This window comes from Rhodococcus sp. 320_ES, assembly GCF_059691855.1.
Genome location: NZ_JCAWAG010000003.1, coordinates 125,976 through 149,063, shown reverse-complemented (window position 1 = coordinate 149,063; position 23,088 = coordinate 125,976). Strand labels below are relative to the sequence as shown.

Annotated in this window: 23 protein-coding genes; 10 read left to right on the top strand and 13 right to left on the bottom strand. The window is 66.0% G+C overall.

All coding sequences use genetic code 11. From position 1 onward, the window contains the following. The first annotated feature begins 2 nt into the window (after nucleotides 1-2). Nucleotides 3-1,391 carry an outer membrane protein assembly factor BamB family protein gene (locus tag AC59JP_RS11315; RefSeq protein ID WP_497325878.1) on the top strand — a complete coding sequence of 463 codons (1,389 nt, stop codon included), beginning with the start codon at nucleotides 3-5 and terminating at the stop codon, nucleotides 1,389-1,391. Here the strand turns inward: AC59JP_RS11315 and AC59JP_RS11310 are convergent, their stop codons facing one another. Beyond that, nucleotides 1,392-2,942, bottom strand: coding sequence for a succinic semialdehyde dehydrogenase (locus AC59JP_RS11310; protein WP_497325877.1), 1,551 nt, complete (start codon nucleotides 2,940-2,942; stop codon nucleotides 1,392-1,394). Nucleotides 2,943-3,051: 109 nt separating this feature from the next. On the opposite strand from AC59JP_RS11310, the gene AC59JP_RS11305 reads away from it, so the two are divergent. Both AC59JP_RS11305 and AC59JP_RS11300 read left to right on the top strand, forming a co-directional pair. After that, nucleotides 3,052-3,825, top strand: coding sequence for a MerR family transcriptional regulator (locus tag AC59JP_RS11305; protein WP_497325876.1), 774 nt, complete (start codon nucleotides 3,052-3,054; stop codon nucleotides 3,823-3,825). A gap of 65 nt (nucleotides 3,826-3,890) precedes the next feature. Further along, a complete protein-coding gene (locus tag AC59JP_RS11300; protein WP_497325875.1) occupies nucleotides 3,891-5,189 on the top strand; it encodes a dicarboxylate/amino acid:cation symporter in 1,299 nt (432 codons plus the stop codon). On the opposite strand, the gene AC59JP_RS11295 is transcribed toward AC59JP_RS11300, so the two are convergent. After that, nucleotides 5,186-5,416 carry a DUF6480 family protein gene (locus AC59JP_RS11295; protein WP_497325874.1) on the bottom strand — a complete coding sequence of 77 codons (231 nt, stop codon included), beginning with the start codon at nucleotides 5,414-5,416 and terminating at the stop codon, nucleotides 5,186-5,188. The genes AC59JP_RS11300 and AC59JP_RS11295 overlap by 4 nt on opposite strands. 220 nt (nucleotides 5,417-5,636) lie before the next feature. On the opposite strand from AC59JP_RS11295, the gene rraA reads away from it, so the two are divergent. Both rraA and AC59JP_RS11285 read left to right on the top strand, forming a co-directional pair. Continuing rightward, nucleotides 5,637-6,137, top strand: a complete 501-nt coding sequence (gene rraA, locus AC59JP_RS11290) for a ribonuclease E activity regulator RraA (RefSeq protein WP_497325873.1) — start codon at nucleotides 5,637-5,639, stop codon at nucleotides 6,135-6,137. A gap of 9 nt (nucleotides 6,138-6,146) precedes the next feature. Continuing rightward, nucleotides 6,147-7,349 (top strand): cytochrome P450 family protein, encoded by a 1,203-nt coding sequence (locus tag AC59JP_RS11285; protein WP_497325872.1) that lies wholly within the window; start codon nucleotides 6,147-6,149, stop codon nucleotides 7,347-7,349. A gap of 1 nt (nucleotide 7,350) precedes the next feature. On the opposite strand, the gene AC59JP_RS11280 is transcribed toward AC59JP_RS11285, so the two are convergent. Next, nucleotides 7,351-7,929, bottom strand: coding sequence for a MerR family transcriptional regulator (locus tag AC59JP_RS11280; RefSeq protein ID WP_497325871.1), 579 nt, complete (start codon nucleotides 7,927-7,929; stop codon nucleotides 7,351-7,353). Between the two features lie 42 nt (nucleotides 7,930-7,971). Here AC59JP_RS11280 and AC59JP_RS11275 point away from each other — a divergent pair, with 42 nt between their 5' ends. Next, entirely contained in the window at nucleotides 7,972-8,445 is a 474-nt protein-coding gene (locus AC59JP_RS11275; RefSeq protein WP_497325870.1) for a DUF4188 domain-containing protein, read from the top strand. Here AC59JP_RS11275 and AC59JP_RS11270 read toward each other — a convergent pair whose 3' ends face one another. After that, nucleotides 8,446-8,664 carry an RNA-binding S4 domain-containing protein gene (locus tag AC59JP_RS11270; RefSeq protein ID WP_497325869.1) on the bottom strand — a complete coding sequence of 73 codons (219 nt, stop codon included), beginning with the start codon at nucleotides 8,662-8,664 and terminating at the stop codon, nucleotides 8,446-8,448. Continuing rightward, nucleotides 8,661-10,181: an L-piperidine-6-carboxylate dehydrogenase gene (gene amaB, locus AC59JP_RS11265; protein WP_497325868.1), complete on the bottom strand. Its 1,521-nt coding sequence runs from the start codon at nucleotides 10,179-10,181 to the stop codon at nucleotides 8,661-8,663. Before amaB ends, AC59JP_RS11270 begins: the two co-directional genes overlap by 4 nt. Before the next feature lie 88 nt (nucleotides 10,182-10,269). Between amaB and lat the strand changes: the two genes are divergently transcribed. After that, a complete protein-coding gene (gene lat / locus AC59JP_RS11260; RefSeq protein ID WP_497325867.1) occupies nucleotides 10,270-11,616 on the top strand; it encodes an L-lysine 6-transaminase in 1,347 nt (448 codons plus the stop codon). Here lat and AC59JP_RS11255 read toward each other — a convergent pair. The 8 genes from AC59JP_RS11255 to AC59JP_RS11220 form a co-directional block, all read right to left on the bottom strand. After that, a complete protein-coding gene (locus AC59JP_RS11255; RefSeq protein ID WP_497325866.1) occupies nucleotides 11,600-12,088 on the bottom strand; it encodes a VOC family protein in 489 nt (162 codons plus the stop codon). The two genes, lat and AC59JP_RS11255, sit on opposite strands and share 17 nt — an antisense overlap. Before the next feature lie 126 nt (nucleotides 12,089-12,214). Next, the gene (locus tag AC59JP_RS11250) at nucleotides 12,215-13,258 is read right to left on the bottom strand and encodes a nitronate monooxygenase (RefSeq protein ID WP_497325865.1); all 1,044 of its coding nucleotides are present in this window, start codon (nucleotides 13,256-13,258) and stop codon (nucleotides 12,215-12,217) included. A 10-nt stretch (nucleotides 13,259-13,268) separates the two neighbouring features. Continuing rightward, complete coding sequence (locus AC59JP_RS11245; protein WP_497325864.1) at nucleotides 13,269-13,922, bottom strand: TerD family protein; 654 nt, start codon at nucleotides 13,920-13,922, stop codon at nucleotides 13,269-13,271. Nucleotides 13,923-13,924: 2 nt separating this feature from the next. After that, a complete protein-coding gene (locus AC59JP_RS11240) occupies nucleotides 13,925-14,500 on the bottom strand; it encodes a TerD family protein (protein ID WP_497325863.1) in 576 nt (191 codons plus the stop codon). A gap of 74 nt (nucleotides 14,501-14,574) precedes the next feature. Beyond that, entirely contained in the window at nucleotides 14,575-15,399 is an 825-nt protein-coding gene (locus tag AC59JP_RS11235) for an SDR family oxidoreductase (protein ID WP_497325862.1), read from the bottom strand. A 147-nt stretch (nucleotides 15,400-15,546) separates the two neighbouring features. Then, nucleotides 15,547-16,203, bottom strand: a complete 657-nt coding sequence (locus tag AC59JP_RS11230; RefSeq protein ID WP_497325861.1) for a response regulator — start codon at nucleotides 16,201-16,203, stop codon at nucleotides 15,547-15,549. Next, a complete protein-coding gene (locus AC59JP_RS11225) occupies nucleotides 16,200-17,375 on the bottom strand; it encodes a sensor histidine kinase (RefSeq protein ID WP_497325860.1) in 1,176 nt (391 codons plus the stop codon). Before AC59JP_RS11225 ends, AC59JP_RS11230 begins: the two co-directional genes overlap by 4 nt. Nucleotides 17,376-17,388: 13 nt before the next feature. Beyond that, nucleotides 17,389-17,934, bottom strand: a complete 546-nt coding sequence (locus AC59JP_RS11220) for a hypothetical protein (protein WP_497325859.1) — start codon at nucleotides 17,932-17,934, stop codon at nucleotides 17,389-17,391. Nucleotides 17,935-18,133: 199 nt separating this feature from the next. Here AC59JP_RS11220 and lysX point away from each other — a divergent pair, with 199 nt between their 5' ends. From lysX to AC59JP_RS11205, 3 genes are read left to right on the top strand one after another with little or no spacing between them, the layout of a single operon-like run. Beyond that, nucleotides 18,134-21,439, top strand: coding sequence for a bifunctional lysylphosphatidylglycerol synthetase/lysine--tRNA ligase LysX (gene lysX, locus AC59JP_RS11215; protein WP_497325858.1), 3,306 nt, complete (start codon nucleotides 18,134-18,136; stop codon nucleotides 21,437-21,439). Between the two features lie 15 nt (nucleotides 21,440-21,454). Then, nucleotides 21,455-22,243, top strand: a complete 789-nt coding sequence (locus tag AC59JP_RS11210) for an alpha/beta fold hydrolase (protein ID WP_497325857.1) — start codon at nucleotides 21,455-21,457, stop codon at nucleotides 22,241-22,243. A 37-nt stretch (nucleotides 22,244-22,280) separates the two neighbouring features. Then, complete coding sequence (locus tag AC59JP_RS11205; RefSeq protein WP_497325856.1) at nucleotides 22,281-23,084, top strand: transglutaminase-like domain-containing protein; 804 nt, start codon at nucleotides 22,281-22,283, stop codon at nucleotides 23,082-23,084. Nucleotides 23,085-23,088 lie beyond the last annotated feature (4 nt).

Sequence of the window (23,088 nt, the reverse complement as noted above, 5' to 3'; positions counted from 1 at the left end):
CGATGAGCCAGAGATGGATACGGACGCACTGGCGTTTGCCGATTCTCGGGATCGCGCTGGTCGCAGCTCTCGCCGTGATCGGAGTCCACATCGCTCGGGATCCCGAGCCTGTGGCGCTACCGCCGCTGGACTTCGCCACCGCGCCGGAGCAGGCGTGGACCCTGTCGAAGGATCGGCTGACGAACGCGGAGGACGAAGTCGTCCTCCCGGCACAATCCACCCTGAACACCTATTACGGCTACGGCTCGCCCATGGCGACGGCGTCGTACATTGTTGCTGCCCTGGGAAAGATCGATCCGACACTCGTGGAACAAGGCGCACCGGTGACCGACGTGACGTTGGTCGGAGTCGATCGGGTCGACGGGTCGTCGCTGTGGCGTACGCCCATAGGTCGCGTCGACCAGTGCTCGATGTCGACCGGCGACTCGTATCTCGCGTGCTGGTCGATTCGCAATGTGCTCTTCGTCGACCCGGAGTCCGGAAACGTCGCGGGCTCCACGTCCACCGACTTCGACATCGGAAGCGTGCAGGTTGCGGACGACACCGTGCACGTGTCCGGAACCGTCACTCCTGCAGGCACTCCGGAGCAGGAGCGCATTCCTGTTCTGACCGTGGGAACCGTGAGCGACATCGACGCCGAGTACTACCGTGAATTCGACCCGCTCGGAGAATACTCGTACGGCTACGCATCACCGAGGACTGGAATGACCACGGTCGGCACGTCCAATACTCCTGCCGGCCCCGCCGTCACTCGGGTCGTCGACACCGATACGGCGGACACACTGTTCACGTACGCTGCCGAATCTCTGATTCCGATGTCGCCCAACTTGGTCCGCGCACAGAACGGTGTGCGCGCAGGACTGGTGGGTACCGAAGAGTTGCTGACACGCGATGGCACATTCGCGACCTCGATCCCGGTTCCGTCGTCGTCAGCCCTGACCTATGTCGGTGCCAGGGCGGACGATTCTCTGCCTTTGTTCCTCGGCGACGGAGCGTACGACGCGGTGACCGGCGCCGAACTGTGGCGAAATCCGGACATGATCGTTCGCGAGAGCGGAGGTCCCACCAGCGCTGTGAAAGCTGTTGTCGGACAGACGATCATCGTGACGTCCCCGGAGACGCAGACCATCACGGGACTGAATGCGACAACCGGCGAGCGAGAGTGGCAGACGCTTTGGCAGGACGCATACTGGGTACGCGACGGAGCTACCGACGGGCAGTACTACGTCTTCTCGGATTACACCGGAACGCACGCCATTCGTGCGCGCGACGGTGTCGTCGTCTGGTCGCTTCCGCTCACGGGAGGTGCCGACCCCCGCGAGGTGAGGGTCGGCACCACTGCCGGGCAGTTGTCGATCTCGTGGCGCAACCAGTTCGTCGTGTATCGGTGACTACCGGCCCGGCACGTACTTCATCGCCCGGACGAAGCGCGGCATGACCTGCGCCCACAGCTTCGGCGGAACCCGGCGCGCACCGAGGTTGATCAGTCGTGTGGTCGAGACCGTCTGCGACTCAGTGTATTTCAGCAAACCCTCGGCACCGTGGCGTCGGCCGACACCCGAGACGCCCATGCCGCCCATCGGCGCCGCGGTGGAACCCCAGGTGGGTGCGTAGCCCTCGTCGACGTTGACCGTGCCGGCGTGCAACCTAGCCGCGATGGCTTCACCTTCGGCCTTCGTGCGCGCCCACACGCTGGCGTTGAGTCCGTATGCGGTGTCGTTGGCCCTCTCGACGGCCTCGTCGACGCTGTCGACCGGGTAGATCGACACCAGCGGCCCGAAGGTTTCGGTTGCGGCACATTCCATCTCGTCGGTGACGTTGGTCAGTACCGTCGGCTCGTAGAACAGCGGCCCGATGTCGGGGCGGGCCTTGCCACCGGCAACGACGATGGCGCCCTTGACCTTTGCGTCGTCGACGTGTCGGGAGATGGTCTTGAGCTGATCTTCGGAGATGAGACTGCCCATCTCGGTCCCGAATTCGTAGTTCGCGCCGAGCGTCATCTTGCGCACACGCTCGCCGAACACGGCGGTGAACTGCTCCGCGACGGCCTTCTCGACGTAAATGCGCTCGATGGAGATGCACAGCTGGCCGGAGTTCGAGAAGCACGCTCGCACAGCGGCATCGGCGACCTCGGCGAGCTTCGCGCCCTTCGTCACGATCATCGCGTTCTTGCCGCCGAGCTCGGCGGAGAACCCGATGAGGCGACGGCCGGTCTGCTCGGCGAGCAACTGCCCCGTCGCGGTCGATCCGGTGAACATCACGTAGTCGGTGTTGTCGACGAGCGTCGTTCCGACGACCGTGCCGGGACCGGGGACGACGGGGAAGAGGTCCTTGGGAAGACCTGCCTGGTAGAGCAATTCGACGCAGGCGAGCGCGCAGTACGGGGTCTGTGTGTCGGGCTTGAGCACGACGGCGTTGCCGGCCAGCAGCGCGGCGATGGCGTCGGACACGGCCAGGGTCATCGGGTAGTTCCACGGGGAGATCACGCCCACGACGCCCTTGGGCTGGTAGTTCACCCGGGTCTTGGTCAGCACCGGAAGCATGCCCTGCACCCGCTTGGTCTTGAGCAGCTTCTCGGCGGTGCGCGCGTAATGCCGCGCCGTCATGGCGATGTCGAGCACTTCCTCCAGCGCCGCCGCCCTCGACTTACCGGTCTCTGCCTGCGCCAGGTCGAGGAGCGAGTTGCGATTCTTCAGAACCAGGTCGCGGTACCGGTGGAAGATCGCTGCGCGTTCGGACACGGGCCGTGCGGCCCACTTCTTCTGCGCGGCGCGCGCTCGGGCCACCGCAGCCAGCGCGTCGTCCGCGGTGCCCACCGGAATCGAGGCCATCTCGCGCCCGGTGAAGACCTCGGTGACGGGCTTGGTGCTCCGCGCCGCGACGTCGTCGATGGATACCAGCCCGGCGAGACGGGAGAAGGTGGCGGTGGACGGCGCTGGCATCGGAACTCCCGGGGGCGGTAGGTGTCGAACGAAGTCACAGATAACTTACTCGTCAGTAGGATAGATGTGACTTGACCCTCACGCAACGACAGGCTGCAGGCTGATTCTCGTGGAAAGCAAAGCAACCGTCGGGGCCGTCGCGAGGCTGGTCGGCATCAGTGTTCGCACACTGCATCACTACGACGAGATCGGTCTCGTCGTGCCGTCCAGTCGCACCGCCGCCGGCTATCGCACGTACAGCGCCGCCGACGTCGAGCGGCTCTATTCGGTGCTTTCGTACCGGGCGCTCGGCTTTCCGCTCGAGGAGATACAGGTTCTTCTCGACGATCCCTCCGTCGATGCCGTCGCGCATCTGAGCAGGCAGAGACGCCTGATCGACGGACAGATCGAACACTTGCAGTCCATGGCGACCGCCCTGGACCGACTGTTGGAGGAGAAGCAGATGGGCAACGAACTGAGCCTGGAAGACCAGCGCGAGATCTGGGGCGACAACTGGCCCGGCGAGGAGTACCAGGCCGAGGCCGAGGAGCGCTGGGGCGACACCGAGGCGTGGAAGCAGAGTCAGGCGTACACGTCGACTCTCACGAAGGACGACTGGAAGCGCATCAAGGCCGAGACCGACGCGCTCGAAGCGTCGTTGGCCGCGGCCATGAACGCCGGGGTGACGCCGGGATCGGACGAGGCGAACGCGCTGGCCGAGGAGCACCGGGCCTCCATCGAGCGCTACTACGCCTGTGACCACGCAATGCACGTCACCGTCTCGTCGCTCTACGTCTCGGACGAGCGCTTCCGGAAGCACTACGACGACATCGCACCGGGGTTGGCGCAGTGGCTGGTCGACGTGGTGAACGCGAACGCACGACGGCACGGCGTCGAGGTCTGACGCTTTTACGTAGTCGCAATGCGACCGACACTGCACGGCAGTCCGGTTTGCGTAGCTTTCCGCGGATGAAAGCACTGAAGCATCCCGCTGCGCAGATCGGACTGGCCGCCGTCGGTGGAGTCGTGTTCGGCCTCGTCGTCGGTGAGTGGGCAGCCAACCTGAAGTTCGTCGGCGACCTGTTCATCCGGCTGATTCAGATGTCCATCGTTCCGCTGGTGATGGCGTCGGTGATCGTGGCGACAGGGTCGATGTCCGGGACGGGCACGGGCCGCATTGCGTTCCGCACGTTCAAGTGGATGCTCGGGTTCTCTTGCGTCGCAGCAGTATTGGCGTGGATTCTCGCCACGGTGATCGCGCCGGGCGCGGGCATGGTGTTCACTCAACCGCCGGACCCGTCGTTGGAGGAATCGGCCGGCGAGGCGTTGGGATGGCAGGACACCCTGCTCGATTTCGTCTCCACCAACATCTTCTCGGCGATGTCGACCGCGACCATGGTGCCGATCATCGTCTTCTCGTTGCTGTTCGGCATCGCGCTGCGCAGCCACATCGCGAAGACCGGCGACACGACCGTCCTGACTTTTATCGACCACGTTCAGCAGATCGTCCTGACCATGATTCGCCTGGTGATGGTGATCGCACCGATCGGTGTGTTCTGCCTGCTCGCCGCGTTGGCGGGCGACGTGGGCATCGCGGTCGTGTCCACGGCGCTGAGCTACTTGGGCACGACGCTGCTCGGTGTTCTCATCCTCTTCGCCCTGTTCGTGGCGGTGGTGACGGTGCGCACTCGCCTCAACCCGGTCAGGCTGCCGAGCAAGCTCACCGAGCAGACGGCCATCGCCGTCACGACGACCAGCTCGGCGGTCACCTTTCCGACCGTGCTGCGCAACACCGTCGAGAAAGTTGGAGTCAGTCAGAAGGTTGCCAATTTCACCCTGTCCATCGGACTGACGATGGGCTCGTACGGCGCAGTCCTGAACTACATGATCGTCGTCGTGTTCCTGGCGCAAGCCGGCGACGTCAGCCTGAGTCTCGGGCAGATCGTGCTCGGAATGGGACTCGCCATCCTGCTCAACATGGGGACCATTACCGTGCCGGGCGGATTCCCCGTGGTCGCGATGTTCCTGGCGACGTCACTCGACCTCCCCTTCGAAGCGGTCGGGCTGCTGATCGCCGTCGACTGGTTCGCGGGCATCTTCCGCACGTTCCTCAACGTCAACGGCGACACGTTCGTTGCGATGCTGGTGGCCAATGCCGACGACGAGATCGACCGCGACGTCTACAACGGAACGAAAACCGTGACCGCCGACGAGATCGACCCCGCCGAGTTCCGCGAGATGGCGGAGCGTGCGGATCGAGCCGACTAGACCAGCCCGGCGATGCGTCCCACCAGGCCGAGTGCGATGAGGACGACGATCACGCCGACGACGACGAGAAACACGACGAACGGCGCCCTGGAACGTTGCGGGGGCTCGTGGTTCGGTCCGGTCGTGGACGCGGACACGGGCGGGGTGTCTCCGGGTGCTACGCCGCCACCGGACTCGAGGCCGGCCACCTCGGCTGGATCTGGATTGGCTGCTGACGGGGTCGTCATGGGGTGTTCCTCACTACGGGGTGTCATCTTGTTCGTGTAACTCACGGATGCCCCCGGATCGTCGTTGCCAATCGTGAGACGGCCACCCTCGGTGACCGAAGTCCGGTTCGTCCGGAGTGCGGCATGCCTCTGAGCAGGGAAAACCGTCGTACTCGTGAGTTTGGTCATCGCAATTCGGGTGATGACCCGGCCGACGGCGCCGCTGATTAGGCTGGGGCGCATGAGCACTCCTACGTTCATCGCCACAGCCGACCTCGCTGACACGATCGGACCCGACATCCGCAGCTGCGACATCCAGTTCAGGCAGCTCGGCGCGGTCACGGAGTTCTCCGGACCCGTCACCACGATCAAGTGCTTCCAGGACAACCTGCTCGTCAAGCAGACCCTGAGCGAACCGGGCAACGGCGGTGTTCTCGTCGTCGACGGCGGCGCCAGCGTGCACACCGCACTGGTCGGCGACATCATCGCCGGACGCGGCGTCGACAACGGGTGGTCGGGTGTCATCGTGAACGGGGCCGTTCGGGACTCCGCGATTCTCGCGTCGCTGCCGATCGGTATCAAGGCACTGGGAACGAACCCACGCAAGAGCACGCAGACCGGGTCCGGCGAGAAGAACGTCACCGTCGAATTCGGCGGGGTCACGTTCGTGCCCGGGGAGTACGTCTACAGCGACGGTGACGGAGTCGTGGTGGCCGCCCAGCCGCTCCCCGCCGAGAGCTGACCCGCGGGCATGACTTCCGGGGCCGACCGACTCGAGATCGTCGATCCGTCGTTCTTCGACGATCCGTACGCGTTCTACGACCGGTGGCAGAGCCAGGGTCCGGTGCATCACGTCCGGCTCGTGAACGGTCGCGAAGCCTACGTCGTGACCGGGTTCGCGGAGGGGCGGGCCGCACTCGCCGACCCTCGGTTGCACAAGTCCAGTGACCGAGCCGCGGAACTGTTCCGGCGGCGATCAGGGGTTCGGTACACGGTCGGCGAAGGCCTGTCCTCGAGCATGCTGAACTCGGATCCGCCGGACCACACCCGGCTGCGAAGCCTGGTGAACAAGGCGTTCACCGCGCGGAGTATCGCCTCGATGCGGCCGCGGATCGAGGCGATCACGACCGAGCTGCTCGACGCGATGGACACCTCGGACACGGCCGACCTCATCGAGGATTTCGCTGTGCCCCTGCCGATCACGGTCATCTGCGAGCTCCTCGGTGTTCCGTACGAGGACCGTGCCGACTTTCGCGCCTGGACCGACACGTTGCTGACCGTCGCCGTCTCGCAGGATCAGGGCCGGGCGGCGCGGGCGATGTCGGACTACCTCGGCGGACTCATCGAGTCCAAGCGCGCGAACCCGACCGACGACATGCTGACCTCGTTGGTCGAGGCGCGCGACGAGGGTGACCGGCTGAGCGAAACCGAGCTGGTATCGACCGCCTTTCTCCTCCTCGTCGCCGGCCACGAAACCACGGTGAATCTGATCGGGAGCGGCGCACATGCGTTGCTGCACAACCCCGATCAGCTGTCGCTCCTTCGCGACGACCCGTCGCTGGTGAGCAACGCGGTCGAGGAGTTCCTCCGTTTCGACGGACCCATCAACTTCGCCACGCTCCGCTACACCACGGAGCCCGTCGTCATCGGTGGCAGCGAGATCCCCGCCGACCAATTCGTCTACGTCGCGTTGCTGTCGGCCAACCGCGACGGGGAGAAGTTCGAGAACCCCGACGTTCTCGACATCACCCGGCCGACCGCAGGCCACGTCGCATTCGGGTACGGCATCCACTACTGCGTGGGTGCCCCGCTCGCCCGGATGGAAGCGCAGATCGCGTTCACGCAACTGCTGCAACGGTTTCCGAACCTCCATCTCGCGACGACGGATCCGCTACGGTTTCGCGAGAGCTACCTCATCCGCGGCCTGACGCGGTTGCCGGTGCGGCTGCGGTAGATCACTCGCGCGCGCTCACCGCCTCGAGCGCCAATCGCCGGATCTCGGCGTACACCCGCTCGAACACGACGGTTCCGATGAGCATCGACTCGACGGCCGCGGTGCGGGTCGGTTTGGCGCGCGCGTACCCCACCTCGAGTTCGGCGGTGGCGTACGCCGAGTCCGCAATCGGATCCAGACTCGACAACGACACATCGAACCCGAAGCGCCGCAGCGTCTCGAGAAGTTCGGCCAGGCGGTAGGGGGCGGGTGCGCCGTCCTCGATGTTCCATCCGCGCCCGCGCAGCCAGTCGTGCACCTCGGTCACATCCGGTTCGACGTCGGGAACGGAGTCGATGCCGTGCATGACCGCCCCGAACGCGTGGTGCAGCGGCTGTGCGTCGTCGTCGATCGCGGCGAGCGTCGCGCGAATCCGTGCGATGGGAAGACCACCGACATCGACGAGCGCTCGGATCAACCGAAGTCGTTGAACGTGCTCGTCGCCGTAAGCCCCCTGCGTACCCGCGGGGAGAAGCCCTTCACGGACGTAGTACTTGATCGACGCGACCGACACCCCGGACGCCCTCGACAGCTCGGACACTTTCACCTTGACATCACAAGTAGATAGTAGCACTATCCGTTTATGACTTCAGTAGCGAACGGCCGCTTCACCGCACAGATCGACGGCGACTTCGTCGTCTTCGTGATCGGCATGCGTATCAACAAGATTCATCGAATCGACCAGTGGATCCGGCCGTTCACGGCCATGCCTAGAATGCTGAAAGAGCTCGCAGCTCATCCGGAGCTCGGCATGCTCGGAGCGAGCTCGTCCCTGAGCGGGCGAACGATCACCATGATTCAGTACTGGCGCAGTTTCGATCAGCTCGAAGCCTTCGCCAAGGATCCCGACAACCCTCACCTGCCCGCGTGGCGCGAGTTCAACAAGAGAGTCGGCGGCAACGGCAACGTCGGCATCTTTCACGAGACCTACCGGGTCGGTGCGGGCCAGCACGAGAGCATCTACGCGAACATGCCGGTCATGGGATTGGCCGCGGCCGGTACGTCCGTGCCGCTCGGTTCGAAAAGCACAGCGCGAGGCCGTATCGCGCAGCGGTGATCAAGCCGGATCGGAACGCGTGACCACCGCGGTGACACCGCCGACGGTGACGACGTCTCCGTCGCGCAACTGTCGGCCGCGTCGCAGCTCCACTTCCCCGTTCACCATGACCTCACCGTCGGCAATCACCATTTTCGCCTCGGCGCCCGAGTCGATCAGGTTGGCCAATTTCAGAAACTGACCCAGCCGGATCGAGTCGTCGCGGATGGGAACGGTCACAGGAACTCGACCCCCTGTGCCAGAGGCAGTTCCGAGCTGTAATTGACGGTGTTGGTCGCGCGCCGCATGTACGACTTCCATGCGTCGCTTCCGGATTCACGACCACCGCCGGTCTCCTTCTCGCCGCCGAACGCTCCCCCGATCTCGGCTCCCGACGGCCCGATGTTGACGTTCGCGATGCCGCAGTCCGAGCCCGCCGCGGACAGGAACCGCTCCGCCTCACGCAGGTCGGTGGTGAAGATGGACGACGAAAGTCCCTGCGGCACATCGTTGTGCAGGGCGATCGCCTCGTCGAGGGTGGAGTACGTCATGACATAGACGATGGGCGCGAAGGTTTCGCGCTTGACGATGTCGGTCTGTCCCGGCATGACGACGATCGCCGGCTGCACGTAGTAGCCACCGAGTTCCTCGGCGATCCGCTCGCCTCCGGCGACGACCTTGCCGCCGTCCTTCGCGGCCTGTTCGAGGGCACGCACGTACCCTTCGTGAGCAGCCTCGTCGATCAACGGTCCCACCAGAGTGCTTGTGTCCAAGGGTGATCCGATGGGCAGCGTCGCGTACGCCGACGACAGCCGCTCGACGAGCGTGTCGGCGACGGACTCGTGCACGATCACCCGCCGCAGCGACGTGCACCGCTGACCCGCGGTTCCGGCGGCCGAGAAGACGATTCCGCGCACCGTCAGGTCCAGATCGGCGGTGGGCGAGACGATGGCGGCGTTGTTTCCGCCCAGCTCCAACAGAACTCGTCCGAATCGCTGCGCGACGCGCGGCGCCACCTCCCGTCCCATGCGGGTGGAACCCGTTGCGGACACGAGCGCCACACGCGGATCGTCGACGAGAGCTTCACCGGCGTCGCGCTTGCCGAGGATCAGTTGCGCGATCTTGGGGTCGACTCCCGCTCTGCGTGCCGCCTCCTCGAAGATCGCCTGCACCGCAACGGCTGTCAACGGCGTCTTCTCCGACGGCTTCCACACGACGGTGTCGCCGGCGACCAACGCCAAGACGGTGTTCCACGACCAGACGGCCACCGGGAAGTTGAACGCCGTGATCACGGCGACCACGCCGAGCGGGTGCCACTGCTCCATCATGCGGTGACCGGGTCGCTCGGTGGCGATCGTGTTTCCGTACAGCTGGCGAGAGAGGCCGACGCCGAAGTCGCAGATGTCGATCATCTCCTGCACTTCGCCGCGACCCTCGCTGACGATCTTCCCGGCCTCGATCGAGACCAACTCGCCGAGGGCGTCCTTGTGCTCGCGCAGCAGCTCCCCGAGTTCGCGAACCACCCCGCCGCGCACGGGAGCGGGAACCGTCGACCAGGTCCGGAACGCCGCCACCGCGTCGTCGACGACGGCCGACGGTTCCGCGGTCGGCTGCAGGTATCCGAGCGTGCCGCCCGTGATGGGCGACGCCGTCACCAGCCCTGCGCCGTCCGAGCTCGCAGCGGCGAGCGGGGCGTCGGCGCCCATGGCGGTGAGGAGCTCGGCAGTCCTGGTGGTCAGGTCGGAGGTCGTTGTCATGTGCTCCATTCTTATCCGTGGGGTCAAGACAGGACAAATTATGGCTCAGCGGTTGTTTGACGAAATATTATCGCGTACGTTGCCGTTCATGACACAAGTCTTACGTCGCCCCCTGTTCCCCGCACGCCAGTCGGTCGACGCGGCCGCGGTCCACGAGGTCATCGGTCGCCACATGCTGGCCGACGGGTTCGAGATGGTGCTGGACCTGACGCAATCGCAGGGATCCACGCTGGTCGACGCGCGCGACGGCACCCGCTACCTGGACATGTTCACATTCTTCGCGTCGAACGCGCTGGGTATGAACCATCCGGCACTGATCGACGACGAAGGTTTCCGCGCAGCCCTGCTCGAGGCCGCTCTGCACAAGCCGAGCAACTCCGACGTCTACACCGAGGCCATGGCCGGATTCGTCGAGACGTTCGCTCGAGTCCTCGGCGACGAGCGCCTGCCGCACCTGTTCTTCGTCGAAGGTGGCGCGCTCGCGGTGGAGAACGCACTCAAGGTGGCGTTCGACTGGAAGAGTCGCTGGAACGAGGCCCACGGCATCGACCCAGAACTCGGCACCAAGGTGATGCACCTCGAGCATGCGTTCCACGGCCGGTCCGGGTACACGATGTCGCTGACGAACACCGACCCGATCAAGGTCGCGCGGTTCCCGAAGTTCGACTGGCCGCGCATCTCCTCCCCCTACATCCGTGACGGCGCGGATCTCGATGCGCTGGAACGACAGTCGCTCACCGAGGCCCGTCGTGCATTCGAAGCCAACCTGCACGACGTGGCGTGCCTGATCCTCGAACCGATCCAGGGCGAGGGCGGCGACCACCACTTCCGTCCGCAGTACCTGCAGGGTCTGCGTGCGTTGTGCGACGAGTTCGACGCCTTGCTGGTGTTCGACGAGGTGCAGTCCGGCGCCGGAATGACCGGCAGCGCATGGGCTTTCCAGCAACTCGGCGTCGTTCCCGATGTGATGTCCTTCGGCAAGAAGACGCAGGTCTGCGGAGTGATGGCCGGCGGGCGGGTCGACGAGGTCCCCGACAACGTGTTCGCGGTGTCCTCACGCATCAACTCGACCTGGGGCGGCAGCCTCACCGACATGGTGCGCTCCCGCCGCATCCTCGAGGTGATCGAGTCCGAGGGTCTGATCGCGCGGGCCGCCGAGATGGGCTCGTACCTCCTCACCGGCCTTCGATCACTTGCATTGCGCCACAGTCACATCGACAACGTCCGCGGTCGCGGCCTGATGACCGCCTTCTCGATGCCCGACGCGGCCTCGCGTGACCGGCTCGTCGAACGCATGCGCACCGAGGAGCACGTCCTGATGCTCGGCTGCGGCGAGCGCAGCGTTCGGTTCCGGCCGGCGCTGACGGTCACCGAGGCAGACCTCGACGCCGCGGTGGCGGCGCTGGACCGGGTGCTCTCTACCCGCTCTGCGTAGCGGCCCACTCCTCGACCCGACGGTTGCTTTCCTCGTCGGAGATGTCCTCGACGCGCGTCTGCACTGCCCACCGGACGCCGAACGGGTCGAGGATGGACCCGAAGCGATCACCGGAGACGAAGGTCTGTACGTCTTCGCGCACGGTGGCGCCGGCCTCCGCGGCGCGCTTCACGACGTCGTCGGCGTCCGTCACGTAGATCGCGAGCGAATAGTTGACGGAGTCGCCGCCCGTCGGGGCGACGAGGCCGTACGTGTCGAGCGGATCGCTCAGTGTCATTCGGCCGGAGGTGAATTCGAGTTCGGCGTGCGCGACGGCGTCACCGAACTTCATGACGCCGAGGACCGTGGCTCCGAACACGTCGCGGTAGAACTCGATGGCCTCAGCGGCCCGAGCGACGACGATGTGCGGGGTCAGCGACGTGCGTCCGTGGGGCAGGCCGTTTGTGGTGTGTTGTCCTGTAGCTGCTGTCATGGAGACAATCCTGCGCCGACGGCAGTGCAGCTGTCTTGAACTTTTGCGACACCCGAGAGCGGTTGGCCACTATCGTTCGCCATACGCGGGATCCCGCGAGTCGCGCACGATAGTGGCCACTCAGTTTCAGGCCGTCACCATCTCCCGCGCAATCCGCGCCACGATGTCGCCTGCCGGTGCGTCGGTGACGGCACGCCATCCGGTGCCGGCCCAGAGGTTGGGAACGTCGGCGCGGCCCGCGGCAGTCGCGGCTGCACGAAGGGGGCCGGTCATCGAGTTGAGCTCCGGGTAGCCGGCGGGAGCGATGCCGGTGAACTTCTCCGCGAACTCGTTCGCCAGTCCGCGAGCCGGACGCCCCGAGAACGCGCGTGTGACCATCGTCCGTTCGTACTCGCGGTTCAGCAGCGCTCGCCTGTGCACCGCACTCGTCCCCGCTTCCGGGCTGCACAGGAACGCTGTCCCCAATTGTGCTGCGACAGCGCCCCATCCGAGGGCTGCGAACACGCCGGAGCCGTCCATGATTCCGCCGGCCGCAATGAGCGGGACGTCGACGGACAGCCCGATCGACATCAGCAGCGACGGCAAGGAGAGGAAGAAACCCCCACGTGCATCGCTGGGGTCGTCGTCGAACACTCCCCGATGGCCGCCGGCTTCGCTTCCCTGGACCACCAGCATGTCCGCACCGTCGGCGACGGCAATCTCCGCCTCCGCGATCGAGGTGACCGTACCGATCATCTGCGCGCCGATCGCCTTCACTCGGTCCGACAATTCGCGGCCCGGGCTGCCGAACGTCACGCTCACCGCAGCGGGGCGGTGCGAGCAGACGATGTCGATCTTCTCGGCGATGTGGTCGTCGTGCCAGGTCGCGGGACCCACCTCGACACCGAGTTCGGCGGCGAGTGGCTGCAGAGCGGACCGGTATCCGTCGAGTGCGTCGTCCGTCGCGATCTGCTTCGACGGCAGAAAGAGGTTGACGCCGTAGGGATTCGACGTCGACCGCTCGACTTCGGTGAGTTGTCGATCCAACTCGTCGGGGGTCAGGATCGCGCCGGCGAGAAATCCAAGACCGCCGGCATTGGAGACGGCCGCGGTGAGTGCGGGTGTCGACGGCCCGCCCGCCATCGGCGCGCAGACGATGGGCAGGCGGGCTGGAAACACGGCGGAGCTCATGCGTTCGACCCTACTTGCGGCCGGCTTTCCACTGAAGGCCGAAGCCGTACATCTTGTCGAGGTCCGCTTGGCTTCCCGTCACGTACTTCACTTCGCGTTGCACCGAGACGGTCTTGCCGTCGCTCTCGATCAGTGCGACCGCGCAGATTCGTGCGTTCTTCTCGGCCGAATCGAGGCGAACCTCGACCTGTGGACCCGACGTCGGGAACAGCGTCACCGCTCCGTCGACGGCGGCCCAGTTAGGCGCACCCTGGTAGATCATGGCGAAAACGAGTACTCGTCGAAACTGTTCCGGCCGTGCGAGATTGATGTGCATGTTCTCGCCCGCCGAGTTGGAGCCGGACCGGTCGTCGCCGTCGAGAAGGATGTACGGCGGCTTCTCCAACGCTCCGAAACTGTTGCCCAGAGCCTGGATCACACCCTTCGAACCGTCGGCCAGTTCGTACAGGCACCCGAGGTCGAGGTCGATCTGATTGGCCGCGGCCGCCAGCTTGGCGAGGAACCCACCCGACGGTTTCTGCGCCGTCCAGTTGAGGTTCACCCTCATGGCACCCTGACCGTCGCCGCCCTTCGCGAGGTTCACGCGCGGCGCGGACTTCGTGAGGCTGATCAGCGACGGGGCAGCGGCCTCCGGCGTCTTCTTCTTGGTGTAGTCGATCGCCATCGCTAGACGTTGACGCCGTAGTCCCGCGCGATGCCCGCGAGACCCGACGCGTAGCCCTGACCGACGGCACGGAACTTCCACTCGGCGCCGTTGCGGTACAGCTCTCCGAAGACCATGGCGGTCTCGGTCGAGGCATCCTCGGACAGGTCGTAGCGCGCGAGCTCGGTGCCGTTCGCCTGGTCGACGACGCGTATGAACGCGTTGCGCACCTGGCCGAACGACTGCGAACGCGTGTCGGCGTCGTAGATCGAGACGGGGAAAGAGATGGTCTCGACGGTCGGCGGTACGGCAGCGAGGTTCACCTTGATGACCTCGTCGTCGCCGTCGCCCTCGCCGGTCGTGTTGTCACCGGTGTGCTCGATGGAGCCGTCCGGGGTCTTCAGGTTGTTGAAGAAGACGAAGTACTCGTTGCCGGGTGCCTTCTTGTCGGCGCCGAGGCCGATTGCGCTGGCGTCGAGGTCGAAATCGGTTCCCGTCGTGGTGCGAATGTCCCATCCCAGGCCGACCGAGACCGCGGTGAGGTTCGGTGCTGCTTTGGTGAGGGAGACGTTGCCGCCCTTGGTCAGGCTGACACCCATGAGAGATCCTTCCGTGCGCGAAATGTCCGTTTTCGGACGTGTCTCGCCAACGAGCGCGCCGCGCGGAAGGTTCCCTACCCGCCGGCCTGGATCGCGACGTCCTGCCATTCGTTCCACAACGCCAACCGCGACTCGTAGTCGGCGGTGGCGATGCCGAGCGGCGCTTCGCCGAGGAAGATGCGCAGCGGCGGCTCCTCGGCGTCGACGATCTTCAGGATCGCTGCACGCGTGGCCTCGGGCTCTCCGCGCTTCGCGGTACGGACGGCACGCTGCTTCAGGGTCTGTTCGCGAACGTCGGCGTACGCGTCGAGCTGAGTCGCGTGCTTGGCGGAATCGCCGCTCCAATCGGTAGAGAATCCGCCCGGCTCGATCAAGGTCACGTGGATGCCGAAGCTCTCGACTTCCTGCGCCAGCGACTGGCTGAACCCTTCGAGTGCCCACTTGGACGCGTGGTACATCCCGAGCCCGGAGAACGCCGAGATTCCGCCGATGGACGACACCTGGATGATGTGACCGCTGCCCTGCTCACGCAAATACGGGAGCGCGGCCTGAGTGACCCACAGGGCGCCGAAGACGTTGGTCTCGATCTGCCGGCGAGCGTCGTCCTCGCTCAACTCTTCGATCATGCCGAACTGTCCGTATCCGGCGTTGTTGACGACGATGTCCAGCGAGCCGAAGTGCTTGTGTGCCTGAGCAACCGCGGCAAAGTCCGCAGCCCGATCGTCGACGTCGAGCTGGATGGGAAGGATGGCGTCGCCGTACTTCTCGACCAGGTCGTTCAGGGAATCCGTGTTACGCGCCGTCGCGGCGACCTTGTCGCCGCGGTCGAGAGCCGCGATGGCCCATTCTCGGCCGAAGCCGCGGGACGTTCCGGTGATGAACCAGGTCTTCGAGGCCATGCCGTGTTCCTCTCGAGAGCCGAAAGATTGGGGACGACGCCCGTGCAAACGCCTCTCGGCGAGTGGTCGCTCGTGGCGACGAATGGGGTGAGGCCCGGGGCTTGCCAACGGACGCCGTCGAGATGTGTAACGGCAGCCCCGGCGGATCTATTCCTGCCGCCCCACCACCCCGTTCTCGTAGGCCCAGATCACCACATGGACCCGCGTCGGAACGTCCAACTTCCGGCAAATATTGCCGACGTGTGATTTGACGGTGCTCTGCTCCAGGTGAAGTGACCGGGCGATCTCGGTGTTCCCCATTCCGCGGGCGAGCAGACGCACCACATCCATCTCGCGTGCCGTCAGATCGTGATCGGGCGTTTCGCGGGGAGCGGGAGCTGTTCTGCGACGGGCGAATTCGGCGATCAGCCGGGGCGTCAGGCGCGGTGAGAGCACCGCGCCACCGTGCGCGACGGTCACGACGGCCCGCGCCAGTTCGTCGGGGTCGGTGTCCTTGAGAAGAAACCCCGACGCCCCGATGTCGAGCGCGGCGAACACGTATTCGTCGAGGTCGAACGTGGTGATCATGATGATGCGGGTGCCGTCGAACCTCGACAGGATCTCGGCGGCCGCAGAGAGCCCGTCTCGATGCGGCATCCGTACGTCCATCAGGACCACGTCGGGCCGCAGTTCCTCGACCTTCTGGACTGCGTCGTGACCCGAGGCGGCGTGACCGACGACGCGGATCTCGGGGTGGTCGGCGAGAAACAGCTCGAACCCCTGCCGTACCACCGGCTGATCGTCGGCGATGAGAACGTCGATCACGGTGCGATCCTTCCGTCGACGGGCAACTCGGCGGTGACCTGCCAGCCGCCGCCCGCGCGTGGGCCGGCGTCGAGTCGGCCACCGAGGAGCATTGCCCGCTCCCGCATTCCGGCGATACCCAGCCCCTGCCCGTCGCCGGCGGCGGGTCCGTCGTGTCCGGTGTCCTCGACCGTCAGATGCACCGACCCGTTCCTGCGTACCAACCGGACCGACGCGTCACTCCCGGGCGAATGGCGCATCGCGTTCGCCAATGACTCCTGCGTGATGCGGTAGCACGCCAATTGCACTGCGCTGTCCACGTTCTCGATGTCGTCGTCGATCTCGACGTCCACGGTGCGCAGCGCATGTCTGGACTCATCCGCGAGTCCCGCGATGTCGCCGATCACGGGCTGCGGAGGGGCATGCTCGTCGGAGGAGTAGCGGAGAATTCCGACGATCTGACGCAATCCGTCGAGCGTGCGCTGACCGGAGTCGATGACGTCGTGCAAGAGTTCTTGCGCCCGAGCCGGGTCGCCGGAGATCACCTTGTCCGCCGCTCGCGCCTGAATGATCATGCCCGTCAGGTGGTGTGCCGCCACGTCGTGCAGTTCACGGGCCATGGTGCGGCGTTCGTTCTCGATCGCCTCCGCGAGTCGCGCTTCGTGTTCTGCCTGCGCGGCCGCGAGGGCCGAATCGCTGAGTTGCGCCTGAGCCCTGTTGTGCGCGATGACTTTTCCGAGAAGAAGAAGAACCGAATAGCTGACCACGATGTTGATGGCCGGCACCACCCACGACGACGCGTTGATGGAGCTGGCTGCGGCGTCGACGACGATCCCTACGCTCGCGCAGGCCACCAGCGCTGCTCCCGACACCCGAATGGCCAAGCCGACGATGGCAATCCAGTACAGCGGAGTGAATCCCAGATCACCGACCGTGACGACGAGTCCTCCCGTGACCGCCACGGTCCCGAGATAGGCGACGATCGGGTAGCGGCGGCGCAGGCATGCTGCGCCTGCCATGACCACCAATGCCCCCGCGATGGCCGCTGCTCCCCAGCTCTGCAGAATCCGTCGGCCCGACTCGTCGGCGATTCCGGTCAGGTACAGCGCGGCCAGGAACAGAAAAGACGCGGCAAGACCGACGCCGGGAACGACCGCGACGTGCTCGGGCCGCCAGCCCCGATAGTTGCGCATGGTGCGCACCACACTAATGAACCTTCGCCCACAGCGGACCGGAGACGAACCAGATGACGGTGATGACGCCGATCGCCGAGACACCTGCTTTCAGCGCCGCAGCCTGCTCCGCGTCGGCCACGGTGAACGCCAGTCCGTACGTCACCGCCAGCGCGATGGCGGCGGCGCCGAGCCATTTCAGGAATAGCGCCTTTTCACGCTCGTAGGCCGCCGGGCCCTTCTTGGGAGGCTTCTCCGGCGGCGGCCCGCCCGCGAACCGGTGGGCGAATCGCACGTCCAACCACCGAACCGTGGAGTGAGCGAACATCACGGTCCATCCCAGATAGATCCCGGCGAGCCGGTGCGCGAACCCCACGTCGCCGCCGCGGTGCAGATCGAGGGCGACGGCCACGATCAGAACGAGATCGAGGACGGGCAGCAGCGCGATCATCACGGTGCTCGCCGTCCGCCGGCGCAACAAGTACCGCACCGCGAGCCCGCCGAGCGTCAGTACCCAGAATCCGACCTCGCACGCCGCGATGGTCAGCAGGATCGGGTTGTTCAACGATGTGGTCGCCATGGCGGTCAGTGAACGCGAATCGGGCGCCCGTTCACCGTAGTGAGGCTCGAACCGGCCGAATATGGACACAAAGGGCGACGAATCGGTCCACCGAAAGTAGGAGAACGAACTCCGAACGCAAGGAGCGTCGTGCTGTCGCTGCGCACGACTACCGTTAGCGCATCGCAGCAGGTGTTCAGTCGCAGGAGGACAGTCGGTCATGGCAACAACGTCGGTGCCGAAACAGGTCGAGGGGGCGCCGCCGAGGCGTAACCGCAAACCGGACGAGAAGAGCCGGCTCCGCGAGGTCCCGCACCTCGCCGGTCTGGTCCTCGGAGTCCTGTCGGTTCTGGTGTTCCTGTGGAGCATCTCCCCCGCGCTGCGCTTCCTCGTTCACGCCCCCCGCAGCTGGGTCGACAACTATCTGGTCGACGCCCCGGACACGTCGCTGTCCTACGCGCTCGTCCTCGCGCTGCTCGCCGCCGCGCTCGCGAGCCGCAAGCGGATCGCGTGGTGGATCGCAACCGTCTACACCGTTCTGTTCGTACTGGGGAACATCGCGCAGCTCGTCGACGACCCCGACGACGTCAGCGCATGGATCGCCCTCGCAATCCACGTCGCCATCGTCGTGCTGCTCGTTCTCGCGCGCCGCGAGTTCTACACCCGGGTGCGTCGCGGAGCAGCGTGGAAGGCGCTCGGGGTGCTCCTCGTCGGACTGGCCGCCGGCACCCTCGTCGGCTGGGGTCTGCTGTGGCTCTTCCCCGGCTCCCTCCCTCGCGACGAGACCCTGTTCTGGGCGCTGAACCGTGTGACCGCGCTGGCCGCCGTCGACAACGAGCAGTTCAGCGGTAACCCGCACGGATTCATGAACTTCCTGCTCGGCTTGTTCGCGTTCCTGGCACTGGCGACCGCGGCGATCACGTTGTTCCGCTCGCAGCGGTCCACCAACGCGCTGACCGGAAACGACGAGTCGCTCCTGCGCGGACTGCTGGAACGCTCGTCGGCCGACGACTCCCTCGGATACTTCGCCACTCGCCGCGACAAGGCGGTCGTGTTCGCCCCCAGCGGCAAGGCGGCCGTGACGTATCGGGTCGAGATGGGTGTGTGCCTGGCGAGCGGCGACCCGATCGGCAACCCCGAGGCTTGGCCGCACGCGATCGAGGCGTGGCTCGAGCTGGCCGGTCGGTACGGCTGGTCGCCCGCCGCGATGGGCGCGAGCGAGGCCGGGGCCACCGCCTACAAGAGAGCAGGCCTGTCGGTGCTCGAGCTCGGCGACGAGGCGGTGCTCAATACCCGCACGTACAGCGTGAGCGGACCGGACATGCGGCCGGTCCGTCAGGCCGTGAACCGTGCACGCGCCAAGGGCGTGACCGTGCGCATCCGTCGCCACCGGGACGTCCCGGCAGAGGAATGGCTGTCGATCATCGCCGACGCGGACGGCTGGCGAGACACCGAGACCGAGCGTGGTTTCTCGATGGCCCTCGGTCGCCTCGGAGACCCGTTGGACGGGAATTGCTTACTGGTGCAGGCAATCCAAAATGACAGCGTGGTGGGCATGCTGTCGCTCGTTCCGTGGGGTTTGTCCGGGGTGTCCCTCGACCTCATGCGTCGACACCCCCAGGCGCCCAACGGAACCGTCGAGTTGATGGTGACCGAACTCGCGACGCAGTCCGATCAGTTCGGCGTCACCAAGGTGTCGCTCAACTTCGCGGTGTTCCGCGCGGCGTTCGAGGAGGGCAGCCGTATCGGCGCGGGACCCGTTCTGCGCGTGTGGCGTTCGACACTCGTCTTCTTCTCGCGGTGGTGGCAGCTCGAGGCGCTGTACCGATCGAACCTTAAGTACCAGCCGGAATGGGTGCCCCGGTTCCTGTGCTTCGAGGACAACAAGGACATCCCCAAGGTCGGTATCGCGTCGGCAATCGCCGAGGGCTTCCTGACCCTTCCCACGTTCCGCGGCGCATCGGCGCACACCGGTGTGCACGAGCAGGTTCCGGCGGGCATCGTCGGGTTGCATTCGGACGGGCGCGCTCCCGACGATACCGAGGACGCCGAGGAGCACGCCGGGCGCAAGCGCCCCGAGCAGGTTCGGGTTCGGATGGCCAAGCTCGAGCGTTTGGCCGAGGAAGGTGTCGACGCGTACCCGGTGGCCTACCCGCCGACGCACACGGTGGCGGCTGCGGTCGGGTCTCCGCAGGGCACCACCGTTCGAATTGCCGGGCGACTGCTGCGGATTCGCGACTACGGCGGCGTTCTGTTCGGGGTGGTTCGGGACTGGTCCGGTGACGTTCAGGTGTTGTTCGATCGCGACCGCGTCGGCGATCGGCTCACCCAGTTCGCTGCCGACTTCGATCTCGGCGACCTCATCGAGGTCAGCGGTGCGATCGGGCGAAGCCGCCGTGGGGAGCTCTCTCTTCTGGCCACCGACTGGCGGATGAACGGCAAGAGCCTGCACCCGTTGCCGGACAAGTGGAAGGGACTCACCGACCCGGAATCGCGTGTGCGCCAACGCTATGTAGACATGGCGATCAATCCCGAGGCGCGCCAACTCATGGTGGCCCGCAGCGCGATCGTGAAGTCGCTGCGCGACTCACTCGGCGACCGCGGGTTCATGGAGGTGGAAACCCCTATCCTGCAACAGATTCACGGCGGCGCGAACGCCGCGCCGTTCGTGACGCACATCAACGCGTACAACCTCGATCTGTACCTGCGCATCGCCCCGGAGCTGTATCTGAAGCGTCTGTGCGTCGGCGGTATGGAGAAGGTCTTCGAGATCGGGCGGGTGTTCCGCAACGAGGGCGCCGACTTCAAGCACAACCCGGAGTTCACCATCCTCGAGGCGTACGAGGCGCACAGCGACTACGAACGCGTGATGGTGATGTGCCGCGAGCTGATTCAGCGGGCCGCGGTGGCCGCGCACGGTCGAGAGATCGTCCTGCGGCCCGGTGACGACGGCAAGATGATCGAAATCGACATCTCCGGTGAGTGGCCCGTCAAGACGATGCACGGCGCCGTTGCGGAGAAGCTCGGTGAGGACGTCTCGCCCGAGACGCCTCTCGAGGAGTTGCAGCGGCTCTGCGATGCACACGACATCCCGTACCAATCCACGTGGGACGCAGGCGCAGTCGCGCAGGAGATGTACGAGCATCTCGTCGAGGACTACACCGAGTTCCCGACGTTCTACACGAACTTCCCGACGTCGATGTCGCCGCTGACCCGGCCGCACCGCAGCATTCCCGGGGTCGCAGAGAAGTGGGACCTCGTCGCCTGGGGTGTGGAACTGGGTACCGCGTACAGCGAGCTCACCGATCCGGTGGATCAGCGGGCTCGGCTCACCGAGCAGTCACTTCTCGCGGCCGGCGGCGACGCCGAAGCGATGGAACTCGACGAGGATTTCCTGCTCGCCCTCGAGCGCGGCATGCCGCCGACGGGCGGTCTCGGCATGGGTGTGGACCGGGTCGTCATGCTCATCACCGGCGGCAGCATCCGCGAGACCCTGGCGTTTCCGCTGGCCAAGCCCCGAACCTGACTCGGGTTGTTTCACATGAAACACACGATCGTCTTGTGCAGCGGGCTCGGCGGCAGCCCTCTCGACTGGCGGGACACCGCCGCGATCCTGCGCCGCGACGGTCACCGCGTCGTCGTGGTGGAGCGAGCGGGCTACCGCCTGGATCACCCCGAGCTCGGCTGGGTGCCTACGGTGCGCGGCGAGGTGGCGACCATCGAGAAGGCCGTCGAGGCGGAAACCGGCCCGGTCGTTCTCGTCGGCCATTCGATAGCGAGCATCTACACCGAGGCCTTTCTCCGGTTGCATCCGGAGAAGGTGTCGCGGTTGATCTTGTTGGACGCCGCCATCGAGAGTGCGCCGCTGGGCGTGCTTCCGCGCGGGCTGCGGCTTCTGGCCGCTCGATGGGGAGCCTCGTTCGCCGCGAACACGGGTCTGCAGTATCTGGGTGCCGCACCGAGCCGAGTCCTCCTGACCCGCGCCGTGCCACCCGACGGATGGGATCCCGACGTCGTCCGGCAGGTGCTCGGGATCTATCGGCGGCCGTCGTTCCTGGCGTCGGCGATGGCCGAGTACGCGGTCTTCTCCGACCTGGCCGACGAACTCGACCAGCTGCGTGGAGATGTGCCGCTGCCCCGGTCCTCGATCATCGTGGTGGCTGCGCACACCGGTGTCCCGACGCCCTGGGGACGGTCGTGGGTTCGTCGTCAGCGACAGTTCGCGCGGTCGCTACGAGCCCGGTTCACGGTGGTCGAACCGTCGTACCACCACATCATGATCGACCAGCCGCGGCGCGTCGCGGATCTGTGCATCGGCCCGACCGTCTGATCGGCCGATCGGGCCGCCGACTGGCAGGATGAGCGCCATGAGACGCCTCGTATCCGCCCGGCTCGACGTCGACGTCCTCGAACCCACGACACTCGAGTTCCAGATCGCCGTCGCACCGCATCCGGGAACCATGGTGAGCGAGACGTTGTCGTTTCTCCTCGAGGGCAACCCGATCTACGCGCAGGAGATCAGCGGCGAGCACGGCAACCGCATCCACAAGTTCGAGTGCGGAGTGGGCAGCCTCCAGACCTACTACGACGCGACGATCGACGGAAACACCTACCCGGCGCCCGTCACCGACTACGACCAGTCCGTCTACCTGCGTCCCAGCCGCTACGCCGAATGCGACAAGTTCTACGGATTCGCCGCCACCGAGTTCGGCGAGTACTCCGAGTCGTCCGTTCTGCTCGAGAAGGTGTCCGCGTGGGTGGGCGCCCGGTTGCAGTACGTTCCCGGCAGCAGCGACCCCATCGACGGCGCCGCCGACACCCTCCTCGCCGGCCGCGGCGTGTGCCGGGACTACAGCCACCTCGTCGTGGCCATGCTCCGCGCGGTCAACGTGCCCGCACGGCTCGTCGCGGTCTACGCACCGGGCTGCGACCCGATGGACTTCCACGCCGTCGCCGAGGCGTTCGTCGACGGGGTGTGGCGCGTCGTCGACGCCACCTGCCTCGCACCTCGATCGACGCTGGTGCGCATCGCGACCGGCCGCGACGCTGCCGACACCGCATTCCTCGACAACCACGGTGGGCAGATCGTCCTGAACAGCGCGCAGGTGACGGCCATCGTCGACGGGGAGCTTCCTATCGACGACATCACCGAACTCGTCTCGATCACCTGACGCC